Genomic DNA, 20,670 nt, shown 5'->3' on the forward strand with positions numbered 1-20,670 from the left:
CTGACCCGCCCCTGTCGATCATGTTGGCCGCGACCGCGGCGCTGGTGGCGGCGCGCGGGGGAAGACGGACAAGCGTGGCACCCATGCCGCAAACACCCGATAAACATCCTTGCCACGCCCCCCGGCTATGGTCAAATAGCCGTTAAGAATTGCCCCGTGAAAGGCTGGCTGCCATGTCCGCGCGTGTCGCCCCCGTTTCCCAGACACTGGCCAATCTGGACCCGATCTGGGCCGCCCTGCGTAATGAAGCCGCACAGGCCGTGGCGGATGAACCGCTGCTGGCGGCCCTGTTTTATGGCGCGATTCTGAATCAGCCCTCGCTGGAAATGGCCATCATCCACCGGATTGCGACGCGGCTGGCGCATCAGGATGTGCAGGGCGAATTGCTGGTACAGGCCTTCACCGACGCGCTGAACGCGGAACCGGAGATGGGGCAGGATTTCCGCGCCGACGTGGCCGCCGTCCTGGACCGCGATCCGGCCTGCCATCGGCATATTGAGCCGGTTTTGTATTTTAAGGGCTTCCAGGCGCTGGAAACCCATCGCATGGCCCACCGGCTCTGGCACCTGGGGCGGCGTGACATGGCTTTGTATCTGCAAAGCCGCTCCTCCGTCGTTTTCGGTGTCGATATTCATCCCAATGCCCGCTTCGGGCGCGGCGTGATGATCGACCATGCCACCGGCGTGGTGGTGGGCGAGACCGCCGTGGTTGGCGACAATGTCTCCATGCTGCACGGCGTCAACCTGGGCGGCAATGGTAAGGATGATGGCGATCGCCATCCCAAGATCGGGTCGGGGGTGCTGCTGGGCGCCAATGCCAAGGTGCTGGGCAATATTCATGTCGGCGATTGCGCCCGTGTCGCTGCCGGCTCCGTTGTCCTGCGCGACGTGCCCCGCGCTACCACGGTGGCCGGGGTACCCGCGAAGATCGTGGGCGAGGCCGGCTGCTCCAACCCCGCCCGCGTCATGGACCATGTGTTCGCGGATTACAGGGACCAGGGCGCCGATATCTGAAATGACCTATACGATCCACGTGCTTGGTCCCGGTGATGCCGGTCTGCTGACGCAGGTGGCCGAGGATGTGTTCGATGATGAGATCGACACGGGCCTGCTGACGGCGTATCTCGCCGATCCGGGCCATGCCATGGCGGTGGCCGTGGAGAATGGCGTGGTGATCGGCCAGGGCCGCGCCATCTTGAACCGCCAGCCCGACGCTGCCACCGCCCTGTTCCTCGACAATCTGGGCGTCACCCCGGATCAACGTCGGCGCGGCATTGCCACAGCCCTGGTCAAGGCTCTGATGCAATGGGGGCACAGATATGGCTGTCAGTCCCTCTGGGTGCCCCTGGAAACCGACAATGCCGAAGCCCGTGCCTTCTACGCCAGCCTCGGCCTGCACAGCCGCCCCATCCTGATCGCCGAGGGGCCGTTATTGTAGGGCATGTCAGGTTTAACCCCTCATCCGTCATCCCCGCGAAAGCGGGGACCCAGCATAAGGCGCGGTTAGCGCCGATATGAGTCATGTCGCGGCTGTCGCCGCTCTTGCTGGGTTCCCGCGTGCGCGGGAATGACGGTTGGGACTGGGACAACCCAATTCCCTCTCGACGTGGACCAGAGCGACTTCGTTTGTTTCGCCCCAAAACCAAACCGGGGCACCACCGGGGCACCCTTGGGCGCCCCGGCCTTGCTCACTTCTCCACAAACGCCTTTTCGATCACGTAATTGCCCGGCGTATGCCCGGCGCCTTCCGTGAAGCCGCGTTCCTTCAGCAGTTCCACCGTCTCGGCCAGCACGTCCGGCCCGCCGCAGATCATGGCAACATCGTTGGCCGGGTCCAGCGGGGCGGCCTTGATATCCTCAAACAGCTTGTGGCTGCGGATCAGGTCGGTGATGCGGCCCTGGTTGCGGAAGGGTTCGCGCGTCACGGTGGGATAATAGGTCAGCTTGGCCGCCACTTCCTCGCCCAGGAACTCGTCGTTCGGCAACTCGTTGGTGATGTAATCATGATAGGCCAGCTCACCCACCGTGCGGCAGGTATGGGTCAGGATCAGGCGGTCATACTTGGCATAGACTTCCGGGTCGCGGATGATGCTCATGAACGGGGCCAGGCCCGTGCCGGTGGAGAACATATAGAGGTTCTTGGCCGGGACGAGAGAGCTGGTCACCAGGGTGCCCACCGACTTGCGGCCATGGATCACCGTGTCGCCCACCTGGATATGCTGCAACCGGCTGGTCAGGGGACCGTTGGGAACCTTGATCGACAGAAATTCCAGATGTTCGGCATAGTTGGGCGAGACAATGGAATAGGCGCGGGCCAGCGGCTTGCCATCCACCATCAACCCGATCATCACAAAATGGCCATTCTCAAACCGGAAGGCGGGTTCGCGTTCGCAGGTAAAGCTGAACAGCGTGTCGGTCCAGTGATGGACGGACAGCACCTTGCTTTCGATGAACGCGCTCATAGCCAACTTCCTTCGTCACGATCAGCCGGGGCAGAGTCCCGGCCATGATTCCGCATTGCCACGACAGCTAATGTACATAGGTCGGGCGTTCAACCGGGTATTTCACACCAGCATGCCCTATCAGCGCATGGCTGCCGTGTACACCCCCGATAAGTGCCTTTAACACCTACTTTACCTCTATCCCCATGTCATTGATAAACATCAAAATTTTGTCCGAGATTTAATCCCTATATTTAACCTAGGAATATTGGAGAAATAATATTTCACCTCGACACGCCGTAAAAACGGGGTCAAATCTCCCTCATTCCGCAGGTGCGGTAGGAGTGGAGCTGAACAATGGCTTTACGTGGATTTCCGGTGTCCCTGCCTTTGCAGGGGCAGAAGGTTCTGGTGGTGGGTGGCGGCGAACTGGCCCTGCGCAAGGCGCGGCTGGTGGCCAAGGCCGGCTGCCGCCTGACCATCATCGCCACGGACATCCATCCCGATCTGGTCAAATTGGCTGACCAGATCATCGAACGGGATTTCACACCCAGTGATGTGGAAGATCACCGGATCATTTTCGCCACCACCGACATTGACGAGATCGACCGTGCCGTGGCCGATGCCGCCAACAAGGCCGGCATTCTGGTCAACGTCCCGGACAAGCCCTCTCTGTGCAGCTTCATCATGCCGGCCATCATCGACCGGGAACCGATCACCATCACCATCTCGTCCGGCGGCGCCAGCCCTGTGCTGGTGCGCCGGCTGCGGGAACGGCTGGAAGCAGCATTGGAACCGGGGCTGGGCAAGCTGACCACCCTGCTGGACAGTTTCCGGACCGCCGTGAAGGCCACCCGCGACAGCGAGACGGCCCGCCGCCGTTTCTGGGAGGCGGTGATCGACGGGCCGGTAGCCCGCGACTTCCTGGCTGGCCGTGAACAGGCGGCCCGTGATGGCTTGATGGCCGCCGTCAACAACCCGGATTATGGCCAGGCCCGGACGGGCACTGTCGCCCTGGTCGGCGCCGGCCCCGGCGACCCGGATCTGCTGACCTTGCGCGCCCTGCGTGTGCTGCAGGATGCCGACGTCGTCGTGCATGACAAGCTGGTGGATGAGCGGATCATGGATTATGTCCGCCGCGACGCCCGCCGCCACTATGTCGGCAAATCGAAGTCGCATCACACCATGAGCCAGGATGCCATCAACCAGCTTTTGGTCGCCGAGGCACGGGCCGGCCACCGCGTGGTCCGGTTGAAGGGCGGTGATCCGTTCCTGTTCGGTCGCGGCGGGGAAGAGATGCAGGCCCTGCGCGCCGCCGATATCCCCGTCGAAATTGTCCCCGGCATCACAGCCGCCCTGGGCTGCGGGGCCTCGACCGGTATCCCCATCACCCACCGCGACCATGCGCCCGGCGTCACCTTCGTGACCGGCCATGGCAAGGACGGGGAACCGGACCTGGACTGGCAGGCACTGGCCCGCCTGCGCCATACGCTGGTTGTCTATATGGGTCTGTCGGCGACTGACATCATTGCCCGCCGGCTGACCGAGGCCGGGCTGCCGGCGGACACCCCGGCCGCCCTGATCGAAAAGGGCACAAGGCCGGATCAGAAGCTGATTACCGGCACCCTGGCCAATCTGGCGTCGCTGGCGGTGGCGCACGGGCTGGTGGGGCCGGCGATCATCATCATTGGCGATGTCGTCCGTCTGGCCGACCCCGCCCTCATCACTGCGCTGGTGCCCGAGCATCTGCGCGAAGCCGTCTGAGACAGGGAAGACCTTAGAGATGTTGGTCAAAGCCAAGGGAACCCAGCAATCCGTCGCCGCCAGCCGTCTTCTGGACGGGGAGGCCGTCTGGCTGGGTGCCGGCAATATCTGGGTAGAGGATGTGGCGCTGGCCGCCGTGTTCGACGGGGCCGACGCCATTGCCGAGGCGCTGGCCTTCGCCAAGGCCGAGGAAAAGCGCCAGATCGTGGTCGATGTCTATCCGCTGGATGTTGAGATCACCGACCAGGGCACCCGCCCCACCCATCTGCGCGAGCGTCTGAAGGGCATTGGCCCCACCGTACGCCGCGACCTGGGCAAGCAGGCCCGCCAGCCCGCCGCCTGACCCCGCACATGACAGAGATGACCGGCCCGACCCCCATGCCTGATACGCACAGCCCCGCCATCCGCAGCAATCAGCCCGCCGATGCCCACGCCGCCGTCTATCGCTATGACGAGTTTGACAAGACCTTCATCTTCGAGCGTGTGGAGCAATTCCGCGCCCAGGTCGAACGCCGCCTGAAGGGTGAGATCACGGAGGAGGAGTTCAAGCCCATCCGGCTGATGAACGGCCTCTACCTGCAGCTTCATGCCTATATGCTGCGCGTGGCTGTGCCCTACGGCATGTTGTCTTCCACGCAGGTCCGGCGTCTGGCCCGCATCGCACGGGTCTATGATAAGGGCTATGGCCATTTCACGACGCGCCAGAACATCCAGTTCAACTGGCCCAAGCTGGAGGATGTGCCCACCATCCTGCGTGAACTGGCCGAAGTGGACATGCATGCCATCCAGACCAGCGGCAATTGCATCCGCAATGTCACGACGGACCAGTTTTGCGGGGCGGCGGCGGATGAGCTGGTGGACCCCCGCGTCTATGCCGAAATCCTGCGGCAATGGTCAACGCTGCACCCGGAATTCACCTACCTGCCGCGCAAGTTCAAGATCGCCATCACCGGCAGCCCGAACGACCGCGCCGCCGTCCAGGTCCATGATATTGGCTTGATCGCCAAGAAGGACGAGGTGACGGGCCGCGTCGGCTTTACCGTCTATGTCGGTGGCGGCCAGGGCCGCACCCCCTATCTGGCGGTCAAGGCACGCGACTTTGTTCCGGTGGAAGAGATCATCGGCTATCTGGAAGCCATCCTGCGCGTCTATAACCAGTTGGGCCGGCGCGACAATATCTATAAGGCGCGCATCAAGATCACCGTCAATGAGATGGGGGCCGACAAGTTCATCGGCCTGATCGAGGAGGAATATGCCCGCCTGCCGCGGCAGAAATTCTATGTCGATCCCGCCATCGTCGATGCGATCCAGACCCATTTCGCTCCGCCCCCCTGGCTCGATCTGCCGGCCGTATCCGACAGTTTTGAGGCCGCCAAGCAAGCGGACCCGGCCTTTGCCCGCTGGACCCGCACCAATCTGACGGCCCACCGGACGCCCGGTTACGCCATTGCCACCATCAGCCTGAAGCCCATCGGCGGCATCCCCGGCGATATCGAGGCGGATCAGATGGAGACCGTCGCCGATCTGGCTGACCTGTACAGCTTTGGTGAGGTGCGGGTGACGCATGAACAGAACCTGGTTCTGGCCCATGTCCGTCAAGATGATCTCTACCCGCTGTGGCAGGCGCTGGATGCCGTCGGCCTGGGCACGGCCAATGCCGGCCTGATCTCCGACATCATCGCCTGTCCGGGCCTTGACTACTGCGCCCTGGCCAATACCCGCTCCATCCCCGTGGCGCAGCGGATTGCCGAACGGTTTTCAGACCTCGATCGGCAGCATGATCTGGGTGAGTTGAAGATCAAGATCAGTGGCTGCATCAATGCCTGCGGCCATCACCATGTCGGCCATATCGGCATTCTGGGGGTGGATAAGAAGGGCGACGAATTCTTCCAGATCCTGTTGGGCGGCGATGCCGGCACCAATGCGGCCTTGGGGGAGATTGTCGGCCCTGGCTTTGATTATGACGGCATCATTGATGCGGTCGAAACGGTGGTGAACACCTTCGTGAAGCTGCGCCAGCCCGGCGAGATTTTTATTCAGACGCTGGCCCGTACCGGCCACGCCCCGTTCAAGGAGGCTCTCTATGCCCGTGCTTGACCGTGGTCTGCCCATCGACGACCGCTGGACCGACCTTGCCGATGACCAGGAGATCCCCGCCGAAGGCGCCATCATCGTGTCGCTGGAACGCTGGCGCGCCGAACGCGACGCGCTGACGGCCCGGCGTGACGCTATCGGCGTACGGCTGAAGTCGAACCAGTTGGCGACCGAGTTGGCCGCCGACCTGGGGGCCTTGTCGCTGGTGGCCCTGGAATTCCCGAAATTCCGCGATGGACGCGCCTTTTCCGCCGCCCGGGAACTGCGCGAACGGTTTGACTATAAGGGCGAAATCCGGGCCTTCGGCCATATCATCCCCGACCAGTATCTGTTCCTGACCCGCGTGGGTGTGGACACGGTGGTGGTGCCGGCCGACCGTGTCGGCCCCGCCTGGGCGCATGCGCTGAAGGAAATCTCGGTGGCGTTTCAGCCCGCGCTGGGCCGGGAGGACGGCACTTCCGTGCTGCGCCGGCATCTGAAAGGCACGGTCCCGGCATGATCACCCATTTGCAGGCCCGCGCCCGCGACCTGAACGCCCGCTATGGCCATCTGACGGGGGTGGAACTTCTCCGCCCCCTGATCCAGACAGAGTTTAAGGGACAGTTGGCGCTGGTTTCCTCTTTCGGCACGGAAAGTGCTGTGCTGCTGCATCAGGTTGCACAGATCGACAGGGACCTGCCCGTGCTGTTCGTGAACACCCGTAAACTGTTTGGCGAGACCCTGCGCTACAAGCGCAAGCTGGTGGAAACGCTGGGCCTGTCCGGTGTGCGCGAACTGTCACCCTCGGTGGAGGCAGAGCAGGCCCATGACCGGGATGGTGTGCTCTGGCGCAGCAATAACACTGCCTGCTGTGATTTCCGTAAGGTGCGGGTTCTGGATGCGGGTTTGGCGCCCTTTGCCGCCTGGATCACCGGGCGCAAGCGCTATCAGGCGACCACCCGCCTCGAACTGCCCCTGTTCGAGGCCGCAGAGGGCAAGATCAAGATCAATCCCTTGGCGGGTTACACCCGCGCCGACGTAGAATCCTATCTCGACCGGCACGACCTGCCGCGTCACCCGCTGGAAGAGGATGGTTACCTCTCCGTGGGCTGTATGCCCTGTACTGACCGTGTCGCACCGGGCGAAGATATCAGAGCCGGCCGCTGGCGCGGCCAGGAAAAGACGGAATGCGGGATCCACCTGCCGCTGACGTCGCCAACAAATCTGGTGGGAGCCTCCTGATGAGCAACACAGATCAACATCTCGACCATCTCGATCAGCTCGAAGCCCAGAGCATCTATATCCTGCGCGAAGCGCGTGTGCGCCTGAAGCGTCTGGGCCTGCTCTGGTCACTGGGCAAGGACAGCAATGTCCTGATCTGGCTGTGCCGCAAGGCGTTCATGGGGGAACTGCCCTTCCCCGTGGCCCACTTGGACACCGGGTTGGAATTCCCCGAATCTTACGAATTCCGCAACCGCTATGCCCAGGAATGGGGCCTCAACCTGATCAAGGACGAGTGCCCGCCGATCGAGATGACGGACCCGACGCTGCCCCCCGGCACCCGCATCGCGGCCCGCAAATCGCTGGGTCTGGCCGCAGCCTTGGAGAAATATCAGTTCGACGGGCTGATCACCGGCATCCGCCGCGATGAACAGGCGACCCGCGCCAAGGAACGTATCTTCAGCCCGCGCGGGTTGGACGGCGCCTGGCAGGCGGCCCATCAGCCGCCGGAATTCTGGGACCAGTACACGATTGAGCGTCATCCGGGCACCCATACCCGCGTGCATCCGCTGCTGGCCTGGACCGAGGTGGATGTCTGGCGCTACATCAAGCGGGAGGAAATCCCCCTGGTGCCGCTGTACTTTGCCAAGGATGGCAAGCGTTTCCGCTCCCTGGGCGAAATTGGCATCACCTTCCCGGTGGACAGCCATGCCACCACCATCGACGAAATCATCGACGAGCTTGAAACCACGCGCACGCCTGAACGCGCCGGCCGGTCCATGGACCATGAGGCCGAAGATGCGTTCGAACGCCTGCGTGCGACGGGTTACCTGTAAGAAGTGGATGTAAAGATCATGGCGAACGCCGCACTCCGGATCGATAGCCTGTCGACCCCGGTACAGTCCCAAGGTGCCAATGTGAAGAAGGCCCCGCTGGCTCCCTATCCGATCGTCATTGTCGGCCATGTGGATCATGGTAAATCCACCCTGATCGGTCGCCTGCTGCACGATACCGACAGTCTGCCCGAAGGCCGTCTGGCGGAACTGAAGAAGGTCTCCGAACAGCGCGGCCTGCATATGGAATGGTCGTTCCTGCTGGATGCGCTGCAGATCGAACGGGATCAGGGCATTACCCTGGATACGACCCGCATCTGGTTCCGCACGCCCAAGCGCCCCTATGTGATCATCGACGCGCCGGGCCATCGCGAGTTCCTGCGCAACATGGTGACGGGGGCGGCGGCTGCGGATGCCGCCGTGCTGGTCACCGATGCCGAACGCGGCATTTCTGAACAGACGCGCCGCCATGCCTACCTGCTGTCGCTGCTGGGTGTGCGCAAGGTGATCGTGGCCGTCAACAAGATGGACTTGGTCGACCATGCCGAAGACGCCTGGAAAGGTGTGGCCGGTGATGTCAGCGACTATCTGCAAAAGCTGGGGATCGAACCGCTCTACGTCATCCCGCTCTCGGCCCGTCATGGCGACAATATCGCCGCCCGGTCGGAGAAGATGGCCTGGTATCGCGGCCCGACCTTGCTGGAGGCGCTGGATCTGCTGGTTCCGGCCGCCCCGCGCACCGAAGCCGCCCTGCGTTTGCCCATCCAGGATGTGTACCGTAAGGGCGACACCCGTCTGGCCGTGGGCCGGATCGAGACGGGGCGCCTGAAGGTTGGCGACAAGGTTGAAATCGCCCCCACCGGTCAACCGGCCACCGTCGCCAGCATTGATGCCGGCAAAGGGTCGGTACCGGAGGCGCGGGCCGGGCAGTCCGTCGCTGTCTCCTTCATCGAAGACGCAGCCCTGAATCGCGGGCAGATCATCGCCCCCGCCGGCCATATGCCGCACATCGCCACCACCATCCGCGTGCGTGCCTTCTGGCTGGACCCGGAAAGCCTGACGGCCGGCAGCCGCATCACCCTGCGTCTGACCACGTCCGAGCATCCGGTGGTGGTGGAAAAGTTCGAGCGTCTGGTCGATGTCGAACATCTGACCGATGGCGAAGGCTCAGAACTGGGTCAGGGCGGCATCGCGGAGATCGTGCTGCGCTCGTCTGCCCCCATCGCCTTTGACCATGCCAGCGACCTGCCGATCACGGGCCGCGCCGGTCTGGCGCGCGGCGGCCGTATCGTCGGCGGCTGCATCCTGCTGGGGGCCGCCAGCAATGTTACCGTCGCAGGCCCCGTGACTGCCGTGAACAACTCCGTCAACCGCGCCGCGTTTGAGGCACGAAACGGCCATCGCGGCGGTGTCATCTGGCTGACCGGCTTGTCGGGTGCGGGCAAGTCCACCCTGTCGATGGGCACACAGCGTCGTCTGTTTGACGATGGCTGGCGCGTGGCCGTGCTGGATGGCGACAATCTGCGCAAGGGCCTCAACAAGGACCTGGGTTTTGCTCCCGCCGAACGGTTGGAAAATGTCCGTCGCGTGGCGGAAGTGGCGAAGTTGATGGCAGAGACGGGCACTGTCGTGCTGGTCAGCCTGATCTCCCCCACCGTGGAACTGCGCGATCTGGCGCGCTCCATCGTCGGTGACGGGTTCCACGAGGTTTGGGTGAAGGCGGATGTCACCACCTGCGCCGCCCGTGACCCCAAAGGTCTGTACGCAGCCGCCCAGGCCGGCAAGATCCAGCAATTTACCGGCGTTTCGGCCCCGTTTGAGGCGCCGGCAAAGCCTGATCTGGTGCTGGACACCTCGGAAATGGACATTCCCACCAGCTCCGAGCTGCTGATCGCCCATATCCGCCGCCATCTGGCGTTGAGCCAGGCCGACGGCCACGCTGTCGGGATCTAACCTGCTCACAGTGAACAGCCCCGCACCGGGCAACCGGTGCGGGGCGTTTGTTTTCTGGGGGCTTGGTGGGTATCGCCGGCGATGGGGAAAGCCTGCCTCCCCGGCGAAGACCGGGCAGGCCGTTCCTGAATGTCAAAGGCGTAGCCCCCCGATATTCACCAGAGCCTAAAAGCCCACCTTACCCAGATCCTTCCACGCTACCACCTCATCCACCAGGACAAGGCCGGCGAAGGCGCCGAAATGCCCATATCCTTCCAGGAGCGGGCGGCGCATGTCCTTTGCCTTCCTTGCAACAAGGGTCAATTGGTAGGCATGGCCCTGTGCCGGCACAAAATCCCTGGGCTTGACCGTCTGATCATCCATGCTCAACCAGACCGTGGACCGAACCGCCAGCGCCGTCGACACAGCGTCCACATCTTCGTGAAAGACGGACCCTTCGAACCGGTTGATCCAGATGCCGCCTATTGTTTCCGGCTCTCGCAGGTCAACGCATCGGCGGTCGCCGATATAGACCTGAACCCGCGTGGTGCCGTGGACTTCCGGTACGAAGCAGTTTGCCGGTGCCGCCGATGCCGGTAGGGTGGCCATCAATAGCAGCAGTCCCAATAATATAGGCCGCATCGCACCCTCTGCTCACACCATCGGTCGATCGCGCTGTTCCACCAGGCTCAACCCCAGCGCCATGCAGGCCTGCAGCGCTTCACGATTGCGGGGGTGGATCGCCACAATCCGGTCAGCACCAAACTGCTGCATCCAGGTCGGCAATGGCGGCAACTCGCCTGTTGCATCCAAGGGCAGACCGCCCAAATCCAGTTTCAGATAATCCAGGGCGGCCAGGGGCAGATAACCCGGATCGGTGTGGCGGAGCGACAGATGGTCAATGGCGATCCGGCAGTCCCATAGACGCAGGGTATCCACCGCGTCGGCCAAACCATCCGCCGTCAACTCTGCATCAAGGGCCGAAATTTCGACAATCATGTTGCGCCGCTGCTCATAGGTCAGGTCGCGGACGAATTCCAAAAACACCGGACCCAGCACGGAACGCCATTGCAGGTTCAGGCTGTGGGCCGTGGCCAGCCGCGACGGCTCCTGCTGAAAATGCCGGATCACCCGCCGGTCCAGAACAGGGGTGATCTGCTGCAACAGCCAGGGGTCGCGTCGCAAAGGGGTGCCGACCGCCCGTTCGAGATGGTCAAGCGCCACGGTGACTTCGGCAAATTCCAGGGTCCAGGAACGGTCACGCCCCCAGCGCCAGACCGGACTTTCCCGCACCAAGGCAGAAACATCCGCCCCGACCAGCACCTTTTCATAGACCGCCAGCTTGTGGATACCGGCCAATTGCTGCTGTTCGGCGGCGGTCAGGGTCGGGGGTGGATCGGCCGTCACCGCCGGCGCCAGACGTTTCAACATGGCGGCCAGCCGCCCCGCATCATGGGGCAGGTGATAGATCGTGAAACGCGGCGCCCCCATATGCTGTTCGGAAAAATCGACCGCAACCGCCTTCAACTTGCTGATGAAGGGGTGGGCGTTCGTCTCCTCAAACAGGAAGACCTGGGTGTACCGGCCGACATCCACCACTTCCGGCTGGAACTGCGCAGCGAAATTGTCCAGCAGATTGACCACCGACTGCCGGAAAAGGGGGTTCTCGGCATGGGGGACCTCTGCCAGATCAACGACCACGGCCGTTCCCCGGCTGTTACCGTCGCTCAGCAGCCGCAACAATCCGGCTGTTCCCGTCAGCATCGCTTCGCCCCCGGCTTTGATAATCACGCGAGCTTAGCAAGGATGACACTGAAAGGTGCATATGGCGATGGTCTGACTATCCTTTTACGCTTCTACGGCGAAGGTCAGAGTGGCACTGTAGCTTTTCACCGCCACCGGCCCGTCCGCCGCCTCAACCCGGTGCCGGGACAGCAACAGGAAGGTGCCGTCCTGCGGCAGGGCGATACTGGCTTTGCCATCCTTGTCGGTCGTCACTGCAACGGCCTTGGCATCTTCTTCATCCGGCAGTGTCGGTCCCTGCAGGCTGATCGTCACACCCGGTACGGGCTTTCCGTCCAGCAGCAATTGCACCAAAAAGCGGCCTCCCGCGTCCAACCGGTTCGGATGCGACAAGGGCACAATCTCCAGCCCCACGCCGGCGGGCTTCAGGGCCTGGTCGTTGGCCGGGCCCTTGCTGACATAGACATCCGACCGCGTCATGCTCTGGGCATCTGCCACGCGGCTGCCGGCCGGCACTCCGTCACGCTCCCGCACGGGTTCCCACTTGCCATTCACCAGCGCCATCTTGCGCGTGGACCCGGTGCGCAGGCCCGTGGAGATGCGATAGGTGCCATTCTCCGGCAGATCCACCTCAAACAGCGCCAGATCCCGCAGATAGGTCACCGACGGCAGCTTCACCTTCGCCCCCGCCGGCGTCACGACATGATAATCGTCTGCCTTCATCACGATATCGGGCGTGAACATCTCTTCGGTGAACGATGCCTCCACCGTCACATGATCACGCTGCGGGGTGTTGAACAGGTTGGGCTTCAGATAGCCGGTATGGGCGGCGGCAGAACCGGCACACAGCCACAAGGCAACAACAGTGGCGGCAAAAGGACGGTGCATGAGGGTCTCCTTTGGGCACAGTGATGATTATGAATTAGACTTACTTGTACTCGCAGGTGGGATGATTGTCCGATGTCATCGGCCGCCGGCCTTAATACACATCCCGGCAGTACCGCCGTGCAGCAGCCAGGTCCGCCAGCATGTCGGCCCCCAGCAGGTCGGTCAGCACGGCATGCACCCCGCCCGCCATGCCCTCCAGGCTGCCGCAGACATAGAGGGCCGCGCCGTCGGCCACCCATGCCGCCACCCGATCCCCCGCCGCGGCCAGCAGATGCTGCACATAGACGGGCCGGTCGCCCTGGCGGGAGAATGCACGGTCAAGACGGGACAACGTGCCATCGGCAATCCAGGCCGACAGGTCGTCATCGAACAGGCTGTCATGCTGAGCCGTCCGTTCCCCGAACAACAGCCAGTTCCGCTGGTGACCACAGCGCGCGCGGTGTTTCAGATGGGCGCGCAGGCCGGCGATACCCGTGCCATTGCCGATCAGGATCAGGGGACGGTCATCCGGGGGGGGATGGAAACCGGGATTGGACCGCAGGCGCAGCCGGACAGGCCCCCCCACCGGGGCATGCCGTGTCAACCAGCCCGACCCCAGGCCCAACCGCCCGTCGGGCCCTGTCACCTGTCGGACCACAAGGTCCAGAAAACCGTCGTCGGGCAGGCTGGCGATGGAATAATCGCGGCTGGGGATTGGTTCGCGCCCCTCGGGCAGGGTGGTTCTGGCCAACCACTGGGACAGGGGCCGGGTCAGGCCGTCGCGGATTTCGGGCCGATCCCCGCCCCGCAGGCGCAGGGCAGCCGCGACACTGTCCGGGGGGTTGCACGGTTCCACCTCCGCAATATCGCCGGCCTGCCAATCGGCAGTGCCCGCCGCTGGTGGCGCCAGGCGCAGATGGAAGATGGCCGCGCCGGGGCTGCCAGGGTTGAGATGATGACGTTCGGCCAGCACCCATTCCTGGTAATCGCCCGGTGTCCAGATGGGAAGATGGACGGGGCCGGCCATCTGGCCCAGATGCTGCTGCCAGCGCCGCAAGGCGCCGGCGTCGCCATTATCCACCTCCACCATGTCGAACAGCGGCATGGCCCCCTGCTGGCGCAACCATCCATCAAGCGCATGGCCAAAGGCGCAGAACCGGGCATAGTCGCGGTCGCCCAGTGCCAACAGACCATAACGCAGCGACGACAGGGTGGCGCCTGTTCCCATGACCCGCCGCACGAACCCGGCAGCATGGTCGGGGGCGTCCCCTTCGCCGGTTGTCGACACGATGAACAGGGCCTGTTGCGCGGCGGCAAGACGGGCAGCATCAAGCCGGTCGATGGCGTCCGCCCAGGCCGCTTTGCCCGCAGCCGTCAAGCCGGCGACCGTCTGCCGGGCCAGCATTTCGGCAAAGCCCGTCTGGCTGGCATAGGCCACCAGGATACCAGCACCGCCGGCCGCCGGGCGATGGCGCGCCGCGTGACGGCGGAACGTCACCGCACAGAACAGGGCGTAAAGCGCCAGCACCAGGCCGGCCCATAGGTAACGCTCCATCACCCTTCCTCCGCGAGGGCCGCCAGGGCCGGGGTCATGATCTCGGCGATCCCCATCGGCGGTCGGCAGACAAACAGGGCCATGATCCCGCGCGCTGCCGCCCATTGCGGCCCCCTCTCTGGCCCCAGCACCATCAAGGCGGTGGCCAACGCATCGGCCATCATGCAGTCAGCATGCAGCACCGTGACCGCAGCCAGATCATCGGTCACCGGATAACCCGTACGCGGGTCCAGCGAATGGGACAGGGCCCGCCCATCCGGCCCCCGCATGAAGCGGTGGCAATCCCCACTGGTGGCCACGGCCCAGCCATGCAGGGCAATCCGTGTCGGCAGACCGCCTGACCGACCATCACGTCCCTTCACGGGTGCCAGGTCGACCCACCAGGGTGTGGCATCCTGCTTGATGCCCCAGCCCCTTAGCTCGCCACCAATATCGACAAGATGGCTCACCACACCACAGGTCTCCAGATACCGCGACACACAATCCACGGCATAGCCTTTGGCAATCGATGACAGGTCCAGGCGCAGGCCGCCCGGCTGCCACAGCCTTTCCGCCTCCACCTGGATCTCCATCCAGCGCGGACCTGACAGCAGGGCGTGGACCTGGCCCGCCGTTGGCGGGGTCGCCACTGGTCCCGGCGGTCCGAAGCCCCAGGCGTCAACCAACCCGCCAATCGCCGGATCATAGGCCCCGCCGCTGTCCACCGACAGGCGCAGGGCCGCCGACACCACTGCGCACAAGGACGGATCAACCGGCACCCAGCCGCGTGGGCTGTGATTGTACCGGCACAGGTCACTCGTCCGGTCCCAATGGCTCATCACTGCCACCACGCGGTCCAGGATGGCGACGATCCCCCGCCGCAGCGCCAAGGGTGCCGGCCCCTGTGGCGCGATCAGGGACACCGACCAATAGGTCCCCATGCTGGTCCCTGACAGGCGCAGAACCGGGGCATTCGCCGGCGGCAGTGCCGCCTCGGGCGCTGCTTCGGGCAGGATCAGGCGCAAGGCGCCGGCTTTGATAGGCGGGGTGGGCATGGTGAGGGGCAGGGCTCAACCGTTCGCAGCCAGAACTCCCACCTCCCCGACAAGAACCGGGGAGGCAACAGGGTGACAGACGCCCCTTACGGCGCCATCACCTCGAACGTGGCCGTGTAGGTTGCCGACCGTTTGCTGGCCTGCGGCACGCTGGTCTTTTTGTCTTCGGTCTGGGCGGTCATCCAATACATGCCCGCCGTCGGCCAGGTGACGGTGAAGGCACCATCCTTGTCGGTCTTCAGCTTCATTTCGCCCAGATCGTTGCGGTAGCGGATGCCGCCGGGAATGACCGTGACTTCAACATCGGATGCCGGTTTACCATCCAGCAGCAGTGTGAAACTGGCCTGTTCGCCGGCAACCAGGTCGTTGGGATGGGTGACGGGGGCCAGTTCCAGGCCCTTGCCCGTGGGTTTCAGCACGGTTTCGGTCGGCTTGCCTGCCGTGGCGAAGAATTCCAGGCGGCGCGCCCCTTCGGTCACCTGCAACTTCTCGGCATTGGCGGGCACTTCCTTGGCAAAACTGTCCACTGTACCGCGCCAGCGCTTGCGCTGCCCGTTTTCTTCCCAACTGGCCATGATGCCGGCACTGGCCAGCGCCACCTTATAGGTGCCGGGCTGGCTCAGATGAACATCAAAGGTGCTGCGATACTTGCCCGTGGCCTGGTTCTCTGCCGTGCCGGCACTGCCATCGGGGTTGGTGACCGTCAGCCCGTCCAGGCGCAGCGGCACATGTTCAAAATAAAACAGGTCGTTGGAGACGGCGGCATCGACCGTGATCCACGGGTCCTGGCCCGACAGGATGGTGGCCGATGGCAGCATCCATTGCCGATGCGCGGCGGCCGGGCCGGCGATGGATACGGCCAGGGTCAGTGCCAGCGTGGCGCGGGTCAGCAGTGACTTCATGGGGGAAAACTCCTTGATCCATTGATTGACAGAGCAGTTTCTGGCGAAGCGGAAACCGCTCCAGCGGCAACTGCCGCCGCGCCGCTGATGCGGCCTGAGGCCAAGCCGCAGATCGGGTGGCGGCGTTTGCAGAACTGAAAGGCGTTCAACCTTTGACCTCGACCGCGATACGGCCCAACTCGCTCTCACCCTTGGCCTCGGCCTTGACGGGCTTGCCGTTCCAATCGAACGGCACGCGGATCAATTCGCGCCCGCCCACCTCGCGCGCGGCCTCCACCACAAGCGCATAGGAACCGGGCTTCAACCCGTTCAGGGGGGCCTTGGCACTGTCCCAGGTCAGTCGGTTCTCACCCACAGGCAGCGTCGGGGCTGATACGCCATCCACCGGCATGGTCAGGTCGCGGCCAGACCGGCGCCACCATTGGCGCATGTCCTTCAGCCATTTGGTCCCCTCATTGTCGCGCATCTTCACATCGTAGCGGACGGTCAGGTTGGCGACGAACTGCTGGTCCGGCGTCTCAATCCAGGCCGCAACATAGGGGCGGTGATATTCCGCGACCTCCAGTTTGGGGATCTCTACCGTGACCGCCAATTCCCCCGCCATGACGGGGGTAACGGCCAGACCGGTCATTGAGAGCGAGAGAAGTGTGCGCATGGGTTCAATCCTGAAAGATCAGTGGATAAAGAGGATCAGCAACAGCACGGGCGCCACCAGACCCAGCCCGACCAGGGGCCAGGTCGTCGGGCGGTTGCCGGCATGCAGATGCAGCAGGAACAATCCGGTGATGCAGAAGACCAGACAGGCCACCGCGAACAGATCCAGGAACCAGGACCACACCGTGCCGGTCCCCCGGCCCTTGTGCAGGTCGTTGAGATAGGAAACCCAGCCCCGGTCCGTCACTTCATAGAGGACGGCGCCATCCTGGCGCGTGATGGTGGCCCAGCCATCGCCGCCGGGGCGCGGCAGAGCGATGTACAACTCATCCTCCGACCATTCCGGCACCCCGGCAGAGACATCGACATCCATCTCGGCAGCGAACCAGTCGATAATCACCGCCGGCACCGGTCCCGCGCCAACCGACAGGACCGGACGAAGCGCCTCGGGCAGAACACCCTCCATGGTCACGGTCTGGGGCTTGGCCTCCACATGCCGGGCATTGTTGAGCGTAATGCCGGTCGCTGCGAACAGCAGCATGCCGATCAGGCACAGGGCCGAACTGACCCAATGCCATTGATGCAGTTGCTTCAACCAGAAAGACCGCCGCCCCTGCTGCTCCACCCCCGACGCCATGACCTCAGATCACCCGCGATTGATAATGGATCGCAACTAAGCACGATTGAGAGTTATTCGCAATAACGAAACCGCACAGCGCCCATTCTGAAATCAGATGAAGGGTTTGTCTGACCGGGGCGTAGGTCCGGTGGCATTGCCGACCGGGCACCAAACCATGCCCCCAAGGCCCAAGCTGGGGCGGGCACAGGGTGTGCGCAGCAATCCCCCCCCTTGTAGCCTTGGCCCTGTAGCCTTGGCCCTGTAGCCTTGGCCCTGTAACCTTGGCCCTGTAACCTTGGGCCTGACCCATGCGAAGATGCGCATAACCACCCGTCGGGACCTTTACGTTGCGCGTCCTCTTTCTCCTGCTCTTCCTGGCAGCCCTCGCCCCCCTCCTGCCCGCCGCTGCACAGACCACCGACCTGCGCTGCGGCCCCGATCTTTATCGCCCGGGCATCCTGCTGACCGCGTCGCCCGTCTGCGGCTTGGTCTACAGCCAGCATCTGCCCGGCCTGGGCCGCCTGCATCTGGGCGCCTTCCATTCGCTTGACCGGTCGAAACCAGATGCGGCGGCCGGTCGGGTGGTTAATCTGACGGCCGGTACATTCACCCGCGTGACTGACGACTTGGCCACCTTCACCGATTATGGGTTACGGGTCGAGGATGGGCATGCGGCGGCGGCCCTCTATCATGATTTTATCCATTACATGTCGGACGATCTCCGCTTCTTCGCGGGCTATGAGGGGGTGCGGTTTTTCACCCGCTTCGCCCGCGCCTATGACAGCCTGCATGTCGCGGCGGAACAGAAAATCCGCCTGGATGACGGGCGTCTGACCCTTGATCTGGTGGCCATGGCCTACTGGACACGCAAGGGTGACGGCCCCGCGGCCGACAGTTTCTCCGGATTGAACCCCTGGGTTGAGGCAACATGGCAGCCCTGGCGCGACAACGGACCGCGCTGGCATCGGGTCCTGCGGTTCTATACCCAGATCGCGGGCTTTACCGGGCAGCCAGGCCGCCCTGGCCTCTATCTGACGGGCTTTGCTGGCGTCCGCACCAGTTTCTGATCCGGCTTGCCCCGCACCGCCCCCCTGTTGCATGGTCCGGCCGGCAAGGATCGGAGGGCCGAATGTTGGATACACTTTTGCGCGGCGTGACATTGACCGACCTGGAAGCGGCATTGGAACGGCTGGGCCTGCCCGCAACCCAGGATCTGACACCCGGCGGCGCGCCCATTCTGCGCTCGGCCATTGGTGGACTGACCTTCAATATCCGCCCCGGCGCACAGCTTGATCCCGAAGCCGCCCGCTTCGGCGATTATAATTTCAATCTGATGTTTCAGGTTCAGGCCCGTTTCGACGCCGCCATCCTGAACCAGTGGAACCGCCACAAACGTTTTGCGCGGTTCTCTTTGCGCGATGACTTTCTGGTCCTGGAAATGGACTGCTTGGCCGTGGGTATTTCTGGTGACCAGATTCTGGCCAGCCTTGAATTGTGGGGCCGGCTCGTGGTGGAGGCGCTCAACTTCCTGCGCAGCGCGCATGGGGCTGAGGCCGGGCACTCCTAACTGACCGTGTAGGGCACCACCCGTCTTTCATGCGCATCGACGCGCAGCGCCTTGCCGATGGGCGGAAAGGCGCGGTGACGGCAATCCTCGCGGTCACAGACCTTACAGTTGGACCCAATGGGCACCGCCGCATCGACATTGCGCAGATCCAGCCCGGCCGAATAGACAAGCTGGTCGGCATAGGCGATTTCGCAGCCTAACCCCACCGCCGCCTCACGCGGACGCGACAGGTAGGAATTGCCCTTGGCCACAACCGTGCGCGCGATGCACAGATATGTGGCCCCGTCTGGCATGCGTGCCTGCTGCACCAGAATGCGCCCCGGCTGGGCAAAGGCCTGATGCACATTCCACAAGGGGCACGCCCCGCCAAACCGCGCGAACTGGAACCGGGTGGCGCTGGACCGTTTGGCGATGTTGCCCGCCATATCCACCTTCACGAAATAGAAGGGCACACCTGGCATGCCCGGCCGCTGCATGGTGGACAGGCGGTGACAGACTTGTTCAAAACTGACATTAAAATGCGCTGACAACCGGTCGATATCGTACCGCATGCGCTGCGCCTCGGTCAGGAAACGCTTATAGGGCAGGATCAGGGCGCCAGCGAAATAATTGGCCAGCCCGACGCGCAGGATCGACCGCGCCTCGATGCTGGACAGGCCGGCCTCCGCTACCAGCCGTTCAATCTCCACCCCAAAGTCCAACAGCGCGATCTGATGGGCGGCAAAGAATGTCCGGCTTTCGCGCGGCGTGCCTTCCGAGACCAGCAATTCTTTGTCGTCCGGATCATACCGCCACAGCACATCATGGCGGGCCAGCATGGGCGACACGCGAATGGTCACCCCATGCCGGTCGGCCAGATGCTGGGCCAGATGCTCCAGCAGCCGGTCCTTGGAAAAATGCCCCCCCTCGAACAGCTCTTCGGCCGCATGGTCCAGCGTTTCAAAATGATTGCGCTGCTGCTGCACAAAGTCACGCACCTCGTCATAGGGAAAGGCCGCCGGCCCCGCCACCGCGTCCCCACCGCCCACCTTGTCGACCAGGGCCTTATATTCCTCATCCAGCCCCTGATAGGCGCGATAAAGCTTCAGCAGCGATCCCATGATGGCGGGGGCGGCCCGCACCGCATCGCGGATGCCCGCGAACGTCACCGACGCGTCGCCAAACAACGGATCGCCCAGCACCTCGCGCAGCTCCGACGCCAGCCTTGTGTCACTGTCATCGGCGAAATGGCTGGGCTCCACCTGGAAAAAGGTCGACAGGCGGATGACCGCCGCCGCTGACAGCGGCCGCTGGTTATTCTCGATCTGGTTCAGGTAGGAGGTGGACAGCCCCACCTCAGTCGCCAGTTGCGCCTGACTGATCCCGCGCGTCTCGCGCAGGCGACGGATACGTTCCCCGGCATAGATTTTGGCGGACATTTACATCTCAATCGATGTTTGACTTAAATCAGATTCAATGATATACGA

General features: G+C 63.6%; 21 protein-coding genes. 11 read left to right on the top strand and 10 right to left on the bottom strand.

Annotated elements, in window-relative coordinates; translation table 11 throughout:
* Window positions 1-173: 173 nt before the first annotated feature.
* A complete protein-coding gene (gene cysE, locus CHU95_RS07295; protein WP_094455239.1) occupies window positions 174-1,013 on the top strand; it encodes a serine O-acetyltransferase in 840 nt (279 codons plus the stop codon).
* 1 nt (window position 1,014) lies between these two features.
* Window positions 1,015-1,437 carry a GNAT family N-acetyltransferase gene (locus CHU95_RS07300; protein WP_165772072.1) on the top strand — a complete coding sequence of 141 codons (423 nt, stop codon included), beginning with the start codon at window positions 1,015-1,017 and terminating at the stop codon, window positions 1,435-1,437.
* 250 nt (window positions 1,438-1,687) lie between these two features.
* Here CHU95_RS07300 and CHU95_RS07305 read toward each other — a convergent pair whose 3' ends face one another.
* Entirely contained in the window at window positions 1,688-2,461 is a 774-nt protein-coding gene (locus CHU95_RS07305; protein ID WP_094455243.1) for a ferredoxin--NADP reductase, read from the bottom strand.
* A gap of 336 nt (window positions 2,462-2,797) precedes the next feature.
* Between CHU95_RS07305 and cysG the strand changes: the two genes are divergently transcribed.
* Genes cysG through cysC form a run of 7 tightly spaced genes read left to right on the top strand, consistent with a single transcriptional unit; the run spans window position 2,798 to window position 10,284 of the window.
* Window positions 2,798-4,204, top strand: coding sequence for a siroheme synthase CysG (cysG, locus tag CHU95_RS07310; RefSeq protein WP_094455245.1), 1,407 nt, complete (start codon window positions 2,798-2,800; stop codon window positions 4,202-4,204).
* 19 nt (window positions 4,205-4,223) lie between these two features.
* Window positions 4,224-4,547, top strand: a complete 324-nt coding sequence (locus CHU95_RS07315) for a DUF2849 domain-containing protein (protein WP_094455247.1) — start codon at window positions 4,224-4,226, stop codon at window positions 4,545-4,547.
* Between the two features lie 35 nt (window positions 4,548-4,582).
* Window positions 4,583-6,301 carry a nitrite/sulfite reductase gene (locus tag CHU95_RS07320; RefSeq protein WP_094455465.1) on the top strand — a complete coding sequence of 573 codons (1,719 nt, stop codon included), beginning with the start codon at window positions 4,583-4,585 and terminating at the stop codon, window positions 6,299-6,301.
* Window positions 6,288-6,797 carry a DUF934 domain-containing protein gene (locus CHU95_RS07325; protein ID WP_094455249.1) on the top strand — a complete coding sequence of 170 codons (510 nt, stop codon included), beginning with the start codon at window positions 6,288-6,290 and terminating at the stop codon, window positions 6,795-6,797. Before CHU95_RS07320 ends, CHU95_RS07325 begins: the two co-directional genes overlap by 14 nt.
* Entirely contained in the window at window positions 6,794-7,519 is a 726-nt protein-coding gene (locus tag CHU95_RS07330; RefSeq protein ID WP_094455251.1) for a phosphoadenylyl-sulfate reductase, read from the top strand. The genes CHU95_RS07325 and CHU95_RS07330 overlap by 4 nt, the downstream gene beginning before the upstream one ends.
* Window positions 7,519-8,334: a sulfate adenylyltransferase subunit CysD gene (gene cysD / locus CHU95_RS07335; protein WP_094455253.1), complete on the top strand. Its 816-nt coding sequence runs from the start codon at window positions 7,519-7,521 to the stop codon at window positions 8,332-8,334. Before CHU95_RS07330 ends, cysD begins: the two co-directional genes overlap by 1 nt.
* An 18-nt stretch (window positions 8,335-8,352) precedes the next feature.
* A complete protein-coding gene (gene cysC, locus CHU95_RS07340; protein ID WP_094455255.1) occupies window positions 8,353-10,284 on the top strand; it encodes an adenylyl-sulfate kinase in 1,932 nt (643 codons plus the stop codon).
* 165 nt (window positions 10,285-10,449) lie between these two features.
* Here the strand turns inward: cysC and CHU95_RS07345 are convergent, their stop codons facing one another.
* From CHU95_RS07345 to CHU95_RS07380, 8 genes are all read right to left on the bottom strand, one after another.
* Window positions 10,450-10,872 carry a hypothetical protein gene (locus tag CHU95_RS07345; RefSeq protein WP_094455257.1) on the bottom strand — a complete coding sequence of 141 codons (423 nt, stop codon included), beginning with the start codon at window positions 10,870-10,872 and terminating at the stop codon, window positions 10,450-10,452.
* A 45-nt stretch (window positions 10,873-10,917) separates the two neighbouring features.
* Window positions 10,918-12,027 carry an EAL domain-containing protein gene (locus tag CHU95_RS07350; RefSeq protein WP_094455259.1) on the bottom strand — a complete coding sequence of 370 codons (1,110 nt, stop codon included), beginning with the start codon at window positions 12,025-12,027 and terminating at the stop codon, window positions 10,918-10,920.
* An 84-nt stretch (window positions 12,028-12,111) separates the two neighbouring features.
* Entirely contained in the window at window positions 12,112-12,894 is a 783-nt protein-coding gene (locus tag CHU95_RS07355; RefSeq protein ID WP_094455261.1) for a DUF4198 domain-containing protein, read from the bottom strand.
* Between the two features lie 91 nt (window positions 12,895-12,985).
* Complete coding sequence (locus CHU95_RS07360; RefSeq protein WP_094455263.1) at window positions 12,986-14,428, bottom strand: sulfite reductase subunit alpha; 1,443 nt, start codon at window positions 14,426-14,428, stop codon at window positions 12,986-12,988.
* Window positions 14,428-15,462, bottom strand: a complete 1,035-nt coding sequence (locus CHU95_RS07365) for an FAD:protein FMN transferase (RefSeq protein ID WP_094455265.1) — start codon at window positions 15,460-15,462, stop codon at window positions 14,428-14,430. Before CHU95_RS07365 ends, CHU95_RS07360 begins: the two co-directional genes overlap by 1 nt.
* An 86-nt stretch (window positions 15,463-15,548) precedes the next feature.
* Window positions 15,549-16,364: a DUF4198 domain-containing protein gene (locus CHU95_RS07370; RefSeq protein ID WP_094455267.1), complete on the bottom strand. Its 816-nt coding sequence runs from the start codon at window positions 16,362-16,364 to the stop codon at window positions 15,549-15,551.
* Window positions 16,365-16,509: 145 nt separating this feature from the next.
* Window positions 16,510-17,019 (bottom strand): DUF2271 domain-containing protein, encoded by a 510-nt coding sequence (locus CHU95_RS07375; protein WP_094455269.1) that lies wholly within the window; start codon window positions 17,017-17,019, stop codon window positions 16,510-16,512.
* Between the two features lie 18 nt (window positions 17,020-17,037).
* On the bottom strand, window positions 17,038-17,655 hold the full coding sequence (locus tag CHU95_RS07380; RefSeq protein ID WP_094455271.1) for a PepSY-associated TM helix domain-containing protein: 618 nt from the start codon (window positions 17,653-17,655) through the stop codon (window positions 17,038-17,040).
* A gap of 329 nt (window positions 17,656-17,984) precedes the next feature.
* On the opposite strand from CHU95_RS07380, the gene CHU95_RS22385 reads away from it, so the two are divergent.
* Together CHU95_RS22385 and CHU95_RS07390 are read left to right on the top strand one after the other, a co-directional pair.
* Window positions 17,985-18,704: a hypothetical protein gene (locus CHU95_RS22385; RefSeq protein WP_165772073.1), complete on the top strand. Its 720-nt coding sequence runs from the start codon at window positions 17,985-17,987 to the stop codon at window positions 18,702-18,704.
* 62 nt (window positions 18,705-18,766) lie between these two features.
* Window positions 18,767-19,204, top strand: a complete 438-nt coding sequence (locus tag CHU95_RS07390) for a YbjN domain-containing protein (RefSeq protein WP_165772074.1) — start codon at window positions 18,767-18,769, stop codon at window positions 19,202-19,204.
* Here the strand turns inward: CHU95_RS07390 and CHU95_RS07395 are convergent.
* A complete protein-coding gene (locus tag CHU95_RS07395) occupies window positions 19,201-20,622 on the bottom strand; it encodes a helix-turn-helix domain-containing protein (protein ID WP_094455277.1) in 1,422 nt (473 codons plus the stop codon). The genes CHU95_RS07390 and CHU95_RS07395 overlap by 4 nt on opposite strands.
* Between the last annotated feature and the right edge of the window lie 48 nt (window positions 20,623-20,670).

This window comes from Niveispirillum lacus (genome assembly GCF_002251795.1).
Classification (GTDB): Bacteria; Pseudomonadota; Alphaproteobacteria; order Azospirillales; family Azospirillaceae; genus Niveispirillum; species Niveispirillum lacus.